Genomic DNA, 14826 nt, shown 5'->3' on the forward strand with positions numbered 1-14826 from the left:
GGCGCCCCGTTCACCGAGAATGTCGCATCCTGAGCGCCTGTCATCGTGTCGTTTCCCATGCCTGCAAAATCCCGTTCCGCACGCCTGACCCACCTGGACGATTCCGGACTGCCCACGATGGTGGATGTCTCGGACAAGGCGGTCACCGCGCGCAGCGCCACCGCGCAAAGCCGGGTGCGTTTTCCGGCCGCCGTCGCCGCGCAGTTGCGCGCCAACGGCTTGCGCAGCGCCAAGGGCGGCATCGTGGAAACCGCGGTGATCGCCGGCACCATGGCGGTCAAACGCACGCACGAGTTGATTCCGTTCTGCCATCCGTTGCCGATCGATGCCTGCCGGTTCGAGATCGACTGGGCGGGCGAGCAGCTGCTGGACATCCGTTGCACGGTGCGCTGCGTGCATCGCACCGGTGTGGAAATGGAAGCGCTCACCGGCGCCAGCGTGGCGGCCCTGACGGTCTACGACATGTGCAAGGCGTTGTCGCACAGCATGAGCATCGGCCCGACCAGGTTGGTGTCCAAACGTGGTGGCAAGCGCGATATCGGAGCAAGCCAATGAGCACGACAGTGACAGTGCTGTATTTCGCCAGCCTGCGTGAGGCAGCAGGCATTGCCAGCGAGCAGGTGCAATCGCAGGCGCAGGACCTGCGCGCGCTATATGCCGAACTCGATACGCGCCATGGCCTGCGCTGGACGCCGGCGCAGCTGCGCGTGGCGGTGGATGGCGCGTTTGCGCGCTGGGAGGACGGCGTGCGCGATGGCAGTGAAATCGTGTTTATTCCGCCGGTGTCGGGAGGTTGAGTATGAGCGAGCAGACTTCCGCCCTCTTTGCGCTTTCCGAGGTGCCTTTGCCGGTCGACAGCTTGCGCGCTGCGCTGGAGCACCCGCATGCCGGCGCATTCGCCAGTTTCGAAGGCTGGGTACGCGACCACAATGAGGGCCGCAGCGTGGCCGGGCTGCGTTACGAGGCCTACGCCGCACTGGCGCAGGCCGAAGGCCAGCGCGTGCTCGACGAGGCAATGGGTCGGTTTGCCATCGTCAACGCCTACTGCGTGCACCGCGTGGGCGAGCTGCGCATCGGCGACATGGCGGTATGGGTCGGCGTCAGCGCGGCGCATCGCGGCGCCGCATTCGATGCCTGCCGCTTCATCATCGACGAGGTCAAGGCGCGCGTGCCGATCTGGAAGCACGAACATTACCTGGAAGGCGATGCCGGCTGGCTGCATCCGGAGTCGCAGACGCAGTAGCGCGTCTTGCAGGTCAGGCGCTGCGGGAACATCAAGAGATCAGTTGGTGTCCGCCGGTTGAGCGCGCCGGAAAGTGCCTGACGCTGCGCATATTTCCGAGCCATCGCTGCAGCCGGTGCAAATCACTGGCCAGCCTTGAGCATGGCCGCAAAGTGCCGCGTCGCAGTGGCGGCTTCACACCGTCAGCATTACGCGCCGAATGCGTGCGGCATCTGTCGATGCGCCATCAGTCTGGGTTGGGGTGGTGTCCCCGCCGGTTGACCTCGGCGCCCGCATCAATCGATACCGTTGCTGCCTTCCGGCCCTGGCGGGATTTTCGATCTAGCGTCGCGAGGGACCGACGGGGCCACCATAAGACGTGGGTCACTGGCGTGACCCTGGATCCATGCAATCGCATTGCAGGATCATGAAACTGGCGGAGAGAGGGGGATTCGAACCCCCGAAGCGCGGTTTAGACGCTTACACACTTTCCAGGCGTGCTCCTTCAACCACTCGGACACCTCTCCGTACCTGCCGTGCGACCAGGTCGTCGGCAGGAGCGGGATTCTAGCCGCCACGGGCGCCATTAACAAGGTAAAGGATCTGCCGGTCGGGCGTGACGGTGCCAGCGCAGGTGTCTGGCCGGCCCCCGACGCTGTCCGGCAGTCCTCCGGTGGGTGGCGACGCCGGGGCGCACGGCCGCTGAACGATCCACTTGACGTGCCGTGGCACAATATCGGTTCAGAGGAAGCTGGTTGCCCGATGTCTTATCTTGTTCTCGCCCGCAAGTGGCGCCCGAAGCGTTTTGCCGAACTCGTAGGCCAGGAACACGTGGTCCGCGCGCTCAGTAACGCGCTCGACAGTGGGCGTGTGCACCACGCATTCCTGTTCACCGGCACCCGCGGCGTGGGCAAGACCACAATCGCGCGCATTTTCGCCAAATCGCTGAACTGCGAGACCGGCACCAGTGCCGATCCGTGCGGCCAGTGCCCGGCCTGCCTGGATATCGACGCCGGCCGCTACATCGACCTGCTGGAAATCGACGCCGCGTCCAACACCGGTGTGGACGATGTGCGCGAGGTGATCGAGAACGCCCAGTACATGCCCTCGCGCGGCAAGTTCAAGGTCTATCTGATCGACGAAGTGCACATGCTCTCCAAGGCGGCGTTCAATGCGCTGCTGAAGACGCTGGAAGAGCCGCCCGAGCACGTGAAGTTCCTGCTGGCCACCACCGACCCGCAGAAGCTGCCGGTGACCGTGCTGTCGCGCTGCCTGCAGTTCAATCTCAAGCGGCTGGACGAAGACCAGATCCAGGGCCAAATGACCCGGATCCTGGCCGCCGAGCAGATCGAATCGGATCCATCGGCGATCGTGCAGCTGTCCAAGGCCGCCGACGGCTCGCTGCGCGACGGTCTGTCGCTGCTCGATCAGGCCATTGCCTATGCCGGCGGCGCGCTGCGCGAGGACGTGGTGCGTACCATGCTCGGCACGGTCGATCGCACCCAGGTCGGCGCGATGCTGCAGTCGCTGGCCGACGGCGATGGCGCGCGCCTGATGCAGGTGGTCGCCGCGCTGGCCGAGTTCTCGCCCGACTGGAGCGGCGTGCTGGAGGCGCTGGCCGAGGCCTTGCACCGCATCCAGGTGCAGCAGTTGGTGCCGTCGGTGGCATTCGTCGGCGATGGCATCGACCCGACTGCCTATGCCGCGCAGCTGCGGCCGGAAGTGGTGCAGCTGTGGTACCAGATGGCGCTCAATGGCCGTCGCGATCTGTATCTGGCGCCGAGTCCGCGCGCCGGTTTCGAGATGGCGGTGCTGCGCATGCTGGCCTTCCGCCCAGCGGCGGCAGTGCCGGCTGGCGGCAGCGACGATGGACGTGGTGCCAGCGCCGGCGGTCATGCGCGTTCTGCGGCAACTGGCGTGCAGGCCGCCGCGCCGGTGGCAGCCGCACCAGCACCCGCAGCGGTGGCGAAACCGGCCGACCTGGAGGCCGCGCCTGCTGCCGTGGCTGCGGTCGCCGCGCCGGCGCCGGTCGCTGCTGCGCCCGCGCCTGTCGTGGTGCTGCCCGCTGCGCAGGCATCGACCGATAGCCGCCCATCGACAGCTCCCACGCGCAGCGACGACACGCCGCCCTGGGCGATGGACGATGCGCCGGTGCGTGCCAACACTGCCCCCGTCACTGCGGCGGCGCCCGTGCTGGCGCCGGAGGCGGCAATGGCGCCACCCGCAGCAGGCGATACGGCGTTGCCCGCTGCGGCTGCGCCCGAAGCGGCGATGGCAGTTGCCGCAGCGGCTGAGGTGCCTGCATCTGCAGCGGCGGTGATGTCGAGGCCATCGGTTGCCGCACCCTCCATATCGGCACCGGCACCGGCACCGGCATCGGCATCGGCATCGGCATCGGCAACCGATCCGTCGCCCCTGCTCGACAACGGCCACATCGCCGACGCCGAGCAATGGCTGGATCTGGTCACCCGCAGCGGCTTGAATGGCCCCTCGCGACAGCTCGCCGCCAATGCCGCCTTCATCGGCCATCGCGACGGCGTGTTGCGCCTGGCGCTGGCACCGGGCTTCGAATACCTCAATTCCGAGCGTTCCATCGCCAACCTTGCGCAGGCACTCGCGCCCGAGTTGGGAAATACGCCGCGCATCGTCATCGAGACCGGCAACGCCGATGTCGAGACCCTGCACGAGCGGGCCAGTCGCCAGAAAGGCGAGCGCCAGAGCGCGGCCGAAACAGCGTTCATGAACGACCCGAACGTGCAGCAGCTGATTCAGCAGCAAGGCGCGCGCGTCGTCCCCGATTCCATCCGCCCTTACGACGAGTAACGACACATGCGTGGGAACATTGCCCAATTGATGCAGCAGGCGCAGAAGATGCAGGAAAACCTGCAGCGCGCCCAGGAAGAACTGGCCAAGCTGGAAGTCACCGGCACCGCCGGCGGCGGCATGGTCAGCGTGACGCTGACCGGCGCCAAGGAGTGCCGCAAGGTCCGCATCGACCCGAGCATCCTCTCTGACCAGGAAATGGCCGAGGACCTGATCGCCGCCGCCTTCAACGACGCCTCCAACAAGATCGACGCCGAATCCAAGGACCGCATGGGCTCGGCCACTGCCGGCATGCAGCTGCCGCCGGGCATGAAGTTGCCGTTCTGAGCGAGGGGATTCGGGAGTCGGGATTGGGGATTGGCTGGAAGCGAGATCCGCTTCTGCATTTGCGAATCCCAAATCTCCAATTCCCAATCCCGGCCACCCAATGTCCTCTCTTCTCGAACAACTGATCGAGGCCTTCCGGGTATTGCCGGGTGTGGGCCAGAAATCGGCCCAGCGCATGGCCTACCACGTGCTCGAACGCGAGCGCGAGGGTGGCCGCCGCCTGGCTGCGGCGCTGGCCAATGCGGTGGAAAAGGTCGGCCATTGCGTGCAATGCCGCGACTTCACCGAGGCGGAGATCTGCGCGATCTGTGCCAGCAGCAGCCGCGACCGGCAGCAGCTGTGCGTGGTGGAATCGCCGGCCGATCGCCTGGCGATCGAACACGCCACCGGCTACCGTGGGCTGTACTTCATCCTGCAGGGCCGGCTGTCGCCGCTGGACGGCATCGGCCCGCGCGAGCTGGGCCTGGACCGGCTCGGCGAGCGTCTGGCCACCGGTGAGGTCACCGAGATGATCATCGCCACCAATGCCACCGTGGAAGGCGAGGCGACCGCGCATTACCTGGCGCAGCTTGCCCGCCAGCATGCGGTGCGCCCGAGCCGGCTCGCGCAGGGCATGCCGTTGGGCGGCGAGCTGGAATACGTCGATCGCGGCACCTTGTCGCATGCCTTTGGCACCCGGGGTGAGGTGCTTTGAGGGCGGGGATTGGGGAGGCGGGATTGGGGATTGGCAAAAGCAAAACATCACAAGCGCGCGGTAAGCTCTTGCCAATCCCTCATGACCAATCCCCAATCCCCACCCATGACCGACACCATCTTCGGCAAGATCATTCGTCGCGAAATCCCGGCCAACATCGTCTATGAAGACGACGAGGTGCTGGGCTTTCAGGACATCGCACCGCAGGCGCCGGTGCATGTGCTGTTTATTCCCAAGCAGCATGCGATTCCCACGCTGGACGATGTGCCGCCGGAGCAGGCGCTGTTGGTGGGCAGGCTCGCACTCGCTGCAGCGTCGTATGCACGCGAGCAGGGGCTGGCGCAGGACGGCTATCGCATCGTGATGAACTGCCGCGAGCATGCCGGCCAGACGGTGTTCCACATTCATCTGCATCTGCTGGCCGGCGCGCCGCTGGGACGGTTCGGCACGCCCTGACCTGGTTACACGATCGAGCGCATCAGCGCCTGTTCGAGCAGCCGTATCGCATAAGCAAAAACGCCGCTCCCTGCGAGCGGCGTTTTTGCGTGTCACTGACTCAGCGGTCGATTACCACCAGCCGCGGCCCCAGCCCCAGCCGCCGCCCCAGCGCGGGCCCCACGGGTCGCCCCACGGGCCGTACGGGTAGGCCGGCACCACATCCACCTCGCGCACGACCGGCCACAGGTAGACCACGTCGGCATTCACCTTTGGCAGCTTGTAGTCGTACTCGCCGATCTTGGTGGTTTCGTAGCCTTCGATCTTGCCGATGAAGGTCACTTCGCGGCCGGGCTCGAACACGGCCGGGTCGTAAAAGCCCGAGCGGCAAGCCAGGAAGCGGCCATCGCTGGCGTCCACGGCGTTGCGGTCCGGACGGCCACTGGCATTGAGCGGACGCGAGATCAGCTCGAAGCAGGTCTGGCCCTGCCCGGGCTTGGTCTGGATGATCTTGCCGCCCCAGCGCACCGACGTGCCGACCTGGGCGCTGGCGGTGGAATCGCTCGGACTGACCGTAGGGAACTGACCCTGCAGCGGCTTGGGCGCGGTCGCGCAGGCGGCGAGCCCGAGCACGGCGACAATGGGAAGAAGAAAGCGGGTACTCATGAGGAAGCTCCGGTTCGCGGGCGATGCTGCTGCAGATCTTTGAGGAGTGAGGCGCTGTCCGAATCAGCGCCAGCGTAGCGCGCGGCAGCGAAACGTTGGCTGAGTGCCAACAATGCCGGATTCGGGTGTGAACGGGCGACACGTTGCGCCCAGGCAATGGCCGGTTCGTGCGGTTCGCGGGCCAGGCCGAGCTTGCCGTAGCGACGGCCCAGGCGATGCCAGGCGCGCAGCAGCGGGTCGCGTTCACGCTCGCCGCGCGCCAGCAGCCAGCCCATCCACGCCAGCGCGCTGACCGCAAACACGCCGAAGATGGCGGCCAGCTGCGAGCTGTCCAGGCGATCGATGCCGAAGGGTTGCAGCAGCCGTTGCTGGCGGTCGGCGTCGAAGGACAGCACCAGATCGTTCCAGCCGCGGCGCAGCAGGTCGCTGACCTGGCCCAGGCTGGCCCACATGCCGAGCTGGGCGAAATTGTCGCCCGCGCCGACCTGCACGCGGTCTTCCAGCGTGTCGTAGATGCGTTCCGGCGCCACCGCCGCGGTGGGGTCCACGCGTACCCAGCCGCGCCCGGCCAGCCAGACTTCGGTCCAGGCATGCGCATCCATGCGCCGCACCACCCAGTAATTGCCAAAGCCGTTGTAGGTGCCGCCGGCATACCCGGTGACCACGCGCGCCGGGATGCCGGCCGCTCGCATCAGCACCACGAACGAAGAGCTGAAGTGCTCGCAGAACCCGGCCTTCTGCTGGAACAGGAATTCGTCGACGCTGTTGCGGCCCAGCAGGGGGGTATCCAGGGTGTAGGCGAAGTCGCGGGTGATCCACTGCAGCGCGCGCTGCACCACGGCATCGTCGTTGCTGCCGGCTTCCGCGCGCCATTGCCGTGCCAGCGCGAGCGTACGTGGATTGAAGCCCGGCGGCAGGGCGAGGGCGCGCTTGCGCAACTGGTCGGGCAGGTCGGTGTCGAAGCGTGCCGGTGGCGCCGATTGCAGCTCCCAGCGGGTCAACGCACTCAATGGCCGCTGCGCGAACAGTTCGTAGTCGGGTGACAGCTCGGCATTGGCCACCGCCTGCGTGGGCAGGTCCAGCGACACCAGCTGGCGACGATCGGTGGGCTCGTAGTCCAGGCGATAGCGATAGCGCTGCGGCCCGGCGGTGACCGAGGCGGGTTGGCCGCGGCCGGTCCAGCGCGCGCGCTGCCAGGTCCGGCCATCGAAGTCCCACATCACCGGCCCGCGCCAGTAGCGTTGCTGCGGCGGTGGCGCGTTGCCGGTGAACTGCACGCGCAGCGCCGGGCTGTCGTCGGCCATCAGGTCGATCCATTCGCCCGGCGACATGTTGTCCGACAGGCCGGGCCGTGACAGCGCGCGCTCGGGCACGCCCCACAGCGGCGAGCTCAGGCGCGGCAGCAGCCAGAACGTGGCCAGGGCCAGCGGCACGCCGATGGCGACCAGCTTGCCGATGCCGCGCAACTGCATCCGCAGCGCAGGCGTGGCGGTGCGGTGTTCCTCGTCGGCCAGCCGCTGCATGCTCAGCAGCGCGCTCACCACCGCCAGCAGCGCCAGCCCCATCGTCGCCGGCCCCTGGTCGAGCAGAAACGCCGCGAACGGGGCGAACAACGCAAAGCCGAGCAGGCTGCGCGCATCGCGCAAGGTGCGCAGCTCGGAGGCCTTGATCGCCAGCATCGCGGCCAGCACCGCGCAGCCGGTGTCGCGACCGAAGCGCATGCCGATCTGCCAATACACCGCACCCAGCATCGCCACCACCAGCAACAGCCGCACCGGTGCAATCACGGTGCCGCGCCAGCTCAGCACCCCGACCAGCACGGCGGCCACGGCAATGGTGCCGGCGAGCGGGCCAGGCAGCTGCAACAGCAACGGTGCCAGCGCCAGCCAGCTGGTGACCAGCACCCAGGCGCGGCTGGCCTGGGTGATCGGGACGGACGGCTCAGTCATGGGGAAGCAGGGCCAGGGCGCGCAGACACAGGTGATGGTGGGCCGGACCTTGTGCAGGCCCCAGCGGCGGTTGGCCCGGCAACAGCAAGCGGTAGCGCCGCCCGTCGCGCTCGGCCAGGTTGACCCAGCGGGCAAGCCGCGCGATGCGGCGCTCGTACGGCAACGCGTTGAGCGTGCGCCAGTCCAGCGTGACTTCGATGCCCAGCGGCTGCTCGTATTCGCGCACCAGCAGGCTGTCGCGGCGTGCCGAGTGCTTCCAGGAAATCGTGCGTGGCGCATCGCCGGCGCGATACGGGCGCAGTTGGTGCAGTTCCTCGCCTTGCGGGTGCAGGCGGGTCTGGTTGGGCGATCCGGCGCCCTCGGGCAATGCCGGCCCCTGTTCCTCGGGCCTGGGATAGGCCAGCAGCGGTGTCTCCGGCCAGACCCACGACCAGGCGCGCACCAACCCCAGTGGCTGGGTGCTGGACAGGCGGATGCGTTCGATGTCCTGCCAGCCGCGCCGCTCGGTGGGCACCGGCAGGTCGACCTCGGCCATGTCGTGCTCGAGCAACGCACAGAAGCCGCTGCTGTCCAGGTGATCCAGGCGCAGCCCACGCCGTGCGCGGCTGTCGCGACGTGCCAGCGACACCCGCATGCGCAACGGTTCGCCGGCGACCACCGGTTCGGCCGACACCGCCTCGACGCGCAGTGCCGACAACTGCAGGTGCGCCATGATGCTGCTGGCAATCCCGGCGGTGGCCAGCAACAGCGCCAGCAGCAGGGCCGGGTTGTTGTTGTAGTTCAAGGCGCCCAGCAGCATCGCCAGCAGCAAGGCGGTGACGAACAGCCCGAAGCGCGTCGGCAGCACGTAGATGCGCCGCCGATCCAGCACGATCGGCAAGGCCTCCGCGCCCCGCGGACGCGCCAGCAGGCTGAGTCGGCGACCGATGCCGCGCACGTGCGCACGCACCTGGGGTCAGTCCACCGGCACGCTGTGCAGCAGCGCCTTGGCCAGCGCCGGCCCGGACGAGGATTCGGCTTCCGGCACCAGCCGGTGCCCGGCCACCGCCACGAACAACGCCTGCACGTCTTCCGGCAGCACGTGCTCGCGCCCGAGCAGCAGCGCGTAGGCCTTGGCCGCGCGCAGCAGCGCGATGCCGGCGCGCGGCGACAGCCCCACGCGCACCCCGGCGTGCTGGCGGCTGCGCAGCAGCAAGGCCTGCACATAGCCGATCAGCGCATCGCTGGTATGGATCTGGCCCACCACCGTGCGCAGCGCCACCACGTCGGCGTCGCTGAGCTGCGGTGCGGCCTGGGCGATCAGCTCGCGTCGATCCACGCCCGACAGCAACGCGCGCTCGGCGTCGGCGCTGGGGTAGCCCAGGCTGAGCCGCAGCAGGAAGCGATCCAGTTGCGAGTCCGGCAGCGGAAAGGTGCCGGACAGATCGACCGGGTTCTGCGTGGCGATCACGAAGAACGGCTCCGGCAACGCATGGGTGACGCCGTCGAGCGTGACCTGCTGTTCGGCCATGGCCTCCAGCAGCGAGCTTTGCGTACGCGGCGGGGCGCGATTGATTTCGTCGGCCAGCAGCACGTTGGTGAACACCGGGCCTGGATGGAACTGGAACTGGCGCGAGGCGGCGTCGTAGACCGACACGCCCAGCACGTCTGCCGGCAGTAGGTCGGAGGTGAACTGCACGCGCTGGAAGCCCAGCCCCAGGCTGGAGGCCATTGCGTGGGCGAGGGTGGTCTTGCCCAGGCCGGGCAGGTCTTCGATCAGCAGATGTCCGCCGGACAGCAGTGCCACGAACGCCAGGCGCACTTCCTGCGCCTTGCCCAGCAGCAGTGAATTGACCTGGTCTTGTGCGCGCCGCAGCGATTGGCGCAGCGCATCGGTTAGCATTTCCGTGGAACGCAGCGGTGTCGACATCACAATTCCGTAGGTGGAAGAAGAGTGCACAGGGCAATGCAAGGGGACCAACGCGCACATCGCACCTTCGTGATCCTGTGGACACTGGCGACGGCCGTCAAGCTGTTGATCGCCGCGCGGCTGCCGCTGTTCGTCGACGAGGCGTTCTACTGGCAGGAAGGCCAGCATCTGGCCGCCGCGTATTCGGATCTGCCGGGCATGACCGCCTGGCTGGCGCGGCTGGGCGTGGAACTGGGCGGGCATCATCTGCTGGCGCTGCGCCTGCCGTTTCTGGCCATTGCCGCGCTGATTCCCTGGTTGATCGCGCATATCGCCACGCGCTGGTTCGGCTCCACGCTGGGCTGGCAGGCCGGCAGCCTGACCCTGCTGATGCCGTTGTCGGCCACGCTTGGCATTCTGGCGGTGCCGGATGTGCCGATGGCGCTGGCGGCGGTGCTGTGCATGGATGCCGGCGCGCGGCTGCTGCGCGAGGTCGATGCCACCAGTGCGCTCGAGCTCGCCATCGGCCTGGTGATCGGCGCGCTCAGTCATTACCGCTTTGCCGGGGTGATCGGGGTGGGCTGCATCGCGCTGCTGTGCATTCCGCAGGGGCGCGCGGTCATGCGCGACCCGCGCATCTGGATGGCGCTGACGGTGGGTGCGGTGAGCTGGCTGCCGCTGCTGTTCTGGAATACCGAGCATGACGAGGCCGGGCTGCGCTTCCAGCTGGTCGACCGGCATCCCTGGCGCTTTCAGATCACCGGGCTGTGGTTCTTGCTGATACAGGCGGTGCTGGTGACCCCGCTGCTGGCCTGGGCGATGCTCAAGGTCGGCCTGGCCGGCACGCGCGCCGGTGGCGGTTCGCGTGCGCAATGGCGGTATTTCGGCCTGCTGGGCGGGATTTCGACCGTGGCGATCTTCGTGCTCGGCTTCTTCAGCGATGCCGAGCGGATCAGCTTCCACTGGCCGCTGCCGGGCTACCTGGCCTTGCTGGTGGCGGTGCCGGTGATCCTGATGCGTTGGCCGCATACGCTGCGTCGCGCGGCCTGGGCGATTGCGCTGCTCGGCACCCTGGGTGCGTACGGCTATTACCTGGCCGTGTCGGTGCCCTCGATTCGCGCGCATGCGGCCGGCGAAAAATACTATCCGCGCAACTTTGCCGGGTGGAAGGATCTGGCGCGCGCGGTCGAGCTCCGGCTCGCGCAGATGCCGCCGGGCACGCGCGTGCTGGCGGAAAACTTCAAGGTCGGTGCCGAGCTGGGCTTTCAACTGCACGATGCCAACGTGGAAGTGCTGCGCGCGGAGTTGAACGACAAGCACGGACGCAGCGCGCAGTTGCAGCAGTGGGGGCTGCTCAGCGACGGCACGCGCACCGGGCCGCGGCTGCTGGTGCTCTCGCCCAGCGATCAGCGCTACCGCGACCTGTTGAAGCGCTATCACGACATCTGCGAGATGGTCGGGCCGCTGCCGCCGCCCACGGTTGTGTCCACCGATCACGGCTACCAGCGCTTCCTGCTTTTCGCGCTGCCGGCGCAACGCCAGCCCGGGCCGTGCATCGCCCCGGCGATGGCCTGGATCGACACGCCGCTGCCGGACGTGCGCGTGTCCGGGCAGGTACAGGTGCGCGGCTGGGCATTCAAGGACGGCGTCGGGCTGTCGCAGGTGGAACTGCTGCTGGACGGGCGCCCGGTCGCGCAGGCCGAGTACGGCGCGCGGCTGGATGTGCGCCCCTACTGGAAGATCTCCACCGACCCGCAGCACCCCAACGTCGGTTTCAACGCCACCTTCGACACGCATGCGCTGCCGCCGGGCACGCATTGGCTGGGACTGCGCCTGCATGGCCACGACGGCAGCGTCGAGGACTGGTGGGAACAGCCCATCACCGTTTCCGCACCTTAGATCACGCAATGACCGACGCCATGACTGTTGCCCCTCCCGTGCCTTTGCCCGGGATCCGAATCGCCGTGCTGGTGCCCTGCCATAACGAGGCGGCGACGGTCGCCACGGTGGTCACTGCGTTTGCCGCTGCCCTGCCGGGCGCGGCGATCCATGTGCTGGACAACAATTCCAGCGATGCCACCGCGACGATCGCCGCAGCGGCAGGCGCGCAGGTGTGCCGCGTGGCGCTGCAGGGCAAGGGCAATGTGGTGCGGCGTGGATTTGCCGATGTGGAAGCGGACATCTATGTGCTGGTCGATGGCGATGCGACTTACGATGCGGCCGCCGCACCGGCGCTGGTGCGCAAGCTGATCGACGAAGGCCTGGACATGGTGGTCGGCGCGCGCCGCGATCAGCAGCAGGCTGCGTATCGGCCCGGTCATCGCGTCGGCAACGTGTTGCTGACGCGGTGCGCGGGGCTACTGTTCGGACGCAGTTTCGACGACATGCTGTCCGGCTATCGGGTGTTCTCGCGGCGCTACGTCAAATCCTTCGCTGCGCATGCGCAGGGATTCGAAACCGAAACCGAACTGGCCGTGCACGCATTGCAGCTGCGCATGCCGGTGGCCGAGGTCGAAACCGCCTACGGTGTGCGCCCGGAGGGCTCGCAAAGCAAGTTGAATACCTGGCGCGATGGCTGGCGCATCCTCACCACCATCGCCAAGTTGTTCAAGGCCGAGCGGCCGTTGTTGTTCTTCTCCATCGGCTTTGTGCTTAGCGCCACGTTGTCGATCGTGCTGGCGATTCCGTTGTTCGAAACCTATTTCCAGACCGGGCTGGTGCCGCGGTTTCCCACGGCGATCCTGTGCGTGGCGCTGATGCTGCTGGGTTTCCTGTTGCTGGCGTGCGGGCTGATCCTGGATACGGTCACGCGCGGACGCGTCGAGGCCAAGCATCTGGCGTATCTGGCCGAGCCGGGCGTCGCCACTGTTGTCGCTGCGCGTGCACCTGGAGCCGCCCGCTGATGGCAGCCATCGCGACATCGACGCCGGTGGGTCGGCGACAGCGGCTGTTGGGCTGGGCCGATCGCCATTTCGGCTTTCATTCACCACGCCAGATCGCCGCGGCGGTGACGGCGGTCGTGCTGCTGGGTGCGCTGCTCTCGCTTGGGCTGGGCCAGGACGCCAACTGGGACCTGCGCAACTACCACCTCTATATCGGCGATGCCTGGGCGCACGACCGGCTGGGCGTGGATCTGGCGCCGGCGCAGATGCAGAGTTACTTCAGCCCATTGCTCGATGTGCTGCATGCCTGGCTGATGCTGCAGCTTCCCGGGCCGGTGGCCGGGCTGCTGCTGGGCGGCTTGCATGCGCTGGTGTTCGTTCCGGTGGCGGCAGTGGCATGGCGCGTATTGGCCGGGCAAACGCGGCGCGCGCAGTGGGCACCGCTGCTTGCAGTGGCCGGCATGTGCAGCGCGGTGTTTCTGTCCGAGCTCGGCGGCACCATGGGCGACACCGCCAGCGCGATCCCGGTGCTGGCGGCGCTGGCGCTGGTGTTGTCGGCGCAGGCGCGGGCGCGGCAGGGCGCGCATGCGGTGCATCGATGGGCCATCGCCGGCGCACTGATCGGCCTGGCCGTCTCGCTCAAGCTCACCAATGCGCTCTACGCGTTGGCGCTGGTGCCGGCGGTCCTGTGCGATGGCGGGCGCCTGCGCTCCCGCGTGCTGGGCCTTGGTGTGCTTTCCGGCGTTGCGGCGCTGGTGTTGGTGCTGGTGGCCGGGCCCTGGTATTGGCAGGTCTGGCAGCACCTGGGCAATCCGCTGTTTCCGCAGTTCAACGGAGTCTTCAAATCGCCGCTGGCGCAGCCGGTGTCGATCGCCGATGTGCGGTGGTTGCCGCGCAATCTCGGCGAGCAGCTGATCTGGCCGCTGCTGTTTACCTTCAAGCCGCAGCGGATCGGCGATCTCGGTCTGGTGCAGGCCGGTTGGGCGGTGCTGTATGCGGTGACGCTGGTCGCTGCAGGGCGCGGGTTGCTGCGTCGGCCGGTGCGGCAGGTCGGGCTGGATCGCTCGGCCGTGGTCCTGCTGGTGTTCTTCGGCGTTGCGTACGCGCTGTGGCAGGCCATTTTCAGCATCCATCGCTATCTGGTGGTGCTGGAGCTGCTTGCGCCGTTGGTGCTCTGGATCGTGTGCGGGCACGCATTTGCCGCACGCGCCGATCGCAAGGCGGCCTGGTTGATCGGGCTATGCGCCCTGGTTGCGGTGGTTGGGTGGAAGGATTGGGGGCATGAAGCCTGGGCACGCGACAGCTTCCAGGTACAGCAGCCGGCGATGGGCGAACCTGCCGCCTCCACGGTGTTGCTGGTCGGCGACGAGCCGCAATCCTGGCGGGTGTCGCTGCTTCCGCGGCAGGCGCGTTATATCGGTGTGGCGACGAATATCGCCGAGACCGACCAGTACCGGCAGCGCGTGCGCACGCTGATTGCCGAGCGGCCGCAGCTCTACGCCGTGCTGGGCGCGGCGCGCGACAAGCAGCAGCTGCGGATCGACCGGATGAATCGCTGGGCGCAGCAACTGGGCTGGAGCGTGCAACCGCAATGCACGCGCCTGCGCTGGTTGATCGCGCGCGGACTGCGTGCCGAACTGGATGCATCGCAGCCGGGCCGCTGCGTGCTCCACGTTGCCAAGGGCAGGGCGCTGGACATCGCCGCCGCCGACCGTGCCGTGCGCGAGGCCGCGCAGCAGCGCCTGGCCGCGTACGGGCTGACGCTGGACCCTGCGCGCTGCCGCACGCTGTCCTCGCATGTGGGGCAGGCTGATTATCCGTATCAGTTCTGTGAGTTGACTCGGCCCGGTTAGGGCTGCGTGCCTGGGTGCAGGGATTGGGGATTGGGGATTCGAGATTCGAGATTCGAGATTCGAGATTCGAGATTCGAGATTCGAGAT

14 protein-coding genes, 1 tRNA gene and 1 other RNA gene are annotated in these 14826 nt (G+C 67.7%); 10 read left to right on the plus strand and 6 right to left on the minus strand.

The genetic code is table 11. The features are described 5' to 3' along the window. The first annotated feature begins 57 nt into the window (after nucleotides 1-57). The 3 genes from moaC to ACCQ04_RS05355 are packed head-to-tail and all read left to right on the plus strand — an operon-like array spanning nucleotide 58 to nucleotide 1243. Nucleotides 58-555 carry a cyclic pyranopterin monophosphate synthase MoaC gene (moaC, locus tag ACCQ04_RS05345; protein WP_024938436.1) on the plus strand — a complete coding sequence of 166 codons (498 nt, stop codon included), beginning with the start codon at nucleotides 58-60 and terminating at the stop codon, nucleotides 553-555. Then, nucleotides 552-797: a MoaD/ThiS family protein gene (locus ACCQ04_RS05350; RefSeq protein ID WP_024938437.1), complete on the plus strand. Its 246-nt coding sequence runs from the start codon at nucleotides 552-554 to the stop codon at nucleotides 795-797. The genes moaC and ACCQ04_RS05350 overlap by 4 nt, the downstream gene beginning before the upstream one ends. Beyond that, entirely contained in the window at nucleotides 794-1243 is a 450-nt protein-coding gene (locus ACCQ04_RS05355; RefSeq protein ID WP_226426736.1) for a molybdenum cofactor biosynthesis protein MoaE, read from the plus strand. Before ACCQ04_RS05350 ends, ACCQ04_RS05355 begins: the two co-directional genes overlap by 4 nt. Before the next feature lie 247 nt (nucleotides 1244-1490). Here the strand turns inward: ACCQ04_RS05355 and ffs are convergent. Together ffs and ACCQ04_RS05365 are read right to left on the minus strand one after the other, a co-directional pair. Then, nucleotides 1491-1587, minus strand: an RNA gene (gene ffs, locus ACCQ04_RS05360) — signal recognition particle sRNA small type. Nucleotides 1588-1656: 69 nt separating this feature from the next. Then, nucleotides 1657-1749: transfer RNA gene (locus ACCQ04_RS05365), tRNA-Ser, on the minus strand. A 235-nt stretch (nucleotides 1750-1984) separates the two neighbouring features. Between ACCQ04_RS05365 and dnaX the strand changes: the two genes are divergently transcribed. The 4 genes from dnaX (at nucleotide 1985) to ACCQ04_RS05385 (ending at nucleotide 5522) form a co-directional block, all read left to right on the plus strand. Further along, nucleotides 1985-4045, plus strand: a complete 2061-nt coding sequence (gene dnaX, locus ACCQ04_RS05370) for a DNA polymerase III subunit gamma/tau (RefSeq protein ID WP_372358698.1) — start codon at nucleotides 1985-1987, stop codon at nucleotides 4043-4045. A gap of 6 nt (nucleotides 4046-4051) precedes the next feature. Then, entirely contained in the window at nucleotides 4052-4372 is a 321-nt protein-coding gene (locus ACCQ04_RS05375) for a YbaB/EbfC family nucleoid-associated protein (protein WP_005913896.1), read from the plus strand. Nucleotides 4373-4472: 100 nt separating this feature from the next. Continuing rightward, nucleotides 4473-5066: a recombination mediator RecR gene (gene recR, locus ACCQ04_RS05380; RefSeq protein ID WP_016902529.1), complete on the plus strand. Its 594-nt coding sequence runs from the start codon at nucleotides 4473-4475 to the stop codon at nucleotides 5064-5066. 105 nt (nucleotides 5067-5171) lie between these two features. Continuing rightward, complete coding sequence (locus tag ACCQ04_RS05385; RefSeq protein WP_016902528.1) at nucleotides 5172-5522, plus strand: histidine triad nucleotide-binding protein; 351 nt, start codon at nucleotides 5172-5174, stop codon at nucleotides 5520-5522. Between the two features lie 111 nt (nucleotides 5523-5633). Here the strand turns inward: ACCQ04_RS05385 and ACCQ04_RS05390 are convergent, their stop codons facing one another. Genes ACCQ04_RS05390 through ACCQ04_RS05405 form a run of 4 tightly spaced genes read right to left on the minus strand, consistent with a single transcriptional unit; the run spans nucleotide 5634 to nucleotide 10025 of the window. Next, nucleotides 5634-6167, minus strand: coding sequence for a Slp family lipoprotein (locus ACCQ04_RS05390; RefSeq protein WP_024938444.1), 534 nt, complete (start codon nucleotides 6165-6167; stop codon nucleotides 5634-5636). Further along, nucleotides 6164-8116, minus strand: a complete 1953-nt coding sequence (locus tag ACCQ04_RS05395; RefSeq protein WP_226426735.1) for a transglutaminase TgpA family protein — start codon at nucleotides 8114-8116, stop codon at nucleotides 6164-6166. The genes ACCQ04_RS05390 and ACCQ04_RS05395 overlap by 4 nt, the downstream gene beginning before the upstream one ends. Beyond that, nucleotides 8109-9065 (minus strand): DUF58 domain-containing protein, encoded by a 957-nt coding sequence (locus ACCQ04_RS05400; RefSeq protein ID WP_039515942.1) that lies wholly within the window; start codon nucleotides 9063-9065, stop codon nucleotides 8109-8111. Before ACCQ04_RS05400 ends, ACCQ04_RS05395 begins: the two co-directional genes overlap by 8 nt. Nucleotides 9066-9071: 6 nt before the next feature. Then, nucleotides 9072-10025 carry an AAA family ATPase gene (locus ACCQ04_RS05405; protein ID WP_016902524.1) on the minus strand — a complete coding sequence of 318 codons (954 nt, stop codon included), beginning with the start codon at nucleotides 10023-10025 and terminating at the stop codon, nucleotides 9072-9074. A gap of 36 nt (nucleotides 10026-10061) precedes the next feature. Here ACCQ04_RS05405 and ACCQ04_RS05410 point away from each other — a divergent pair, with 36 nt between their 5' ends. The 3 genes from ACCQ04_RS05410 to ACCQ04_RS05420 are packed head-to-tail and all read left to right on the plus strand — an operon-like array spanning nucleotide 10062 to nucleotide 14739. Beyond that, nucleotides 10062-11903, plus strand: a complete 1842-nt coding sequence (locus ACCQ04_RS05410) for a glycosyltransferase family 39 protein (protein ID WP_226426734.1) — start codon at nucleotides 10062-10064, stop codon at nucleotides 11901-11903. Between the two features lie 8 nt (nucleotides 11904-11911). After that, nucleotides 11912-12907, plus strand: a complete 996-nt coding sequence (locus ACCQ04_RS05415; RefSeq protein WP_226426733.1) for a glycosyltransferase — start codon at nucleotides 11912-11914, stop codon at nucleotides 12905-12907. Next, nucleotides 12907-14739, plus strand: coding sequence for a hypothetical protein (locus ACCQ04_RS05420; protein ID WP_226426732.1), 1833 nt, complete (start codon nucleotides 12907-12909; stop codon nucleotides 14737-14739). Before ACCQ04_RS05415 ends, ACCQ04_RS05420 begins: the two co-directional genes overlap by 1 nt. The last annotated feature ends 87 nt before the right edge of the window (nucleotides 14740-14826 follow it).

The organism is Xanthomonas sp. NCPPB 2866 (genome assembly GCF_041475745.2).
In the GTDB taxonomy this organism is placed as follows: Bacteria; Pseudomonadota; Gammaproteobacteria; order Xanthomonadales; family Xanthomonadaceae; genus Xanthomonas; species Xanthomonas arboricola.

Coding starts and splice junctions, on each gene's coding strand:
- ACCQ04_RS05385 (WP_016902528.1), top strand. CDS start 5,172: ATGACCGACACCATCTTCGGCAAGATCATTCGTCGCGAAATCCCGGCC.
- ACCQ04_RS05410 (WP_226426734.1), top strand. CDS start 10,062: ATGCAAGGGGACCAACGCGCACATCGCACCTTCGTGATCCTGTGGACA.
- ACCQ04_RS05375 (WP_005913896.1), top strand. CDS start 4,052: ATGCGTGGGAACATTGCCCAATTGATGCAGCAGGCGCAGAAGATGCAG.
- ACCQ04_RS05395 (WP_226426735.1), bottom strand. CDS start 8,116: ATGACTGAGCCGTCCGTCCCGATCACCCAGGCCAGCCGCGCCTGGGTG.
- dnaX (WP_372358698.1), top strand. CDS start 1,985: ATGTCTTATCTTGTTCTCGCCCGCAAGTGGCGCCCGAAGCGTTTTGCC.
- ACCQ04_RS05390 (WP_024938444.1), bottom strand. CDS start 6,167: ATGAGTACCCGCTTTCTTCTTCCCATTGTCGCCGTGCTCGGGCTCGCC.
- moaC (WP_024938436.1), top strand. CDS start 58: ATGCCTGCAAAATCCCGTTCCGCACGCCTGACCCACCTGGACGATTCC.
- ACCQ04_RS05350 (WP_024938437.1), top strand. CDS start 552: ATGAGCACGACAGTGACAGTGCTGTATTTCGCCAGCCTGCGTGAGGCA.
- recR (WP_016902529.1), top strand. CDS start 4,473: ATGTCCTCTCTTCTCGAACAACTGATCGAGGCCTTCCGGGTATTGCCG.
- ACCQ04_RS05415 (WP_226426733.1), top strand. CDS start 11,912: ATGACCGACGCCATGACTGTTGCCCCTCCCGTGCCTTTGCCCGGGATC.
- ACCQ04_RS05405 (WP_016902524.1), bottom strand. CDS start 10,025: ATGTCGACACCGCTGCGTTCCACGGAAATGCTAACCGATGCGCTGCGC.
- ACCQ04_RS05420 (WP_226426732.1), top strand. CDS start 12,907: ATGGCAGCCATCGCGACATCGACGCCGGTGGGTCGGCGACAGCGGCTG.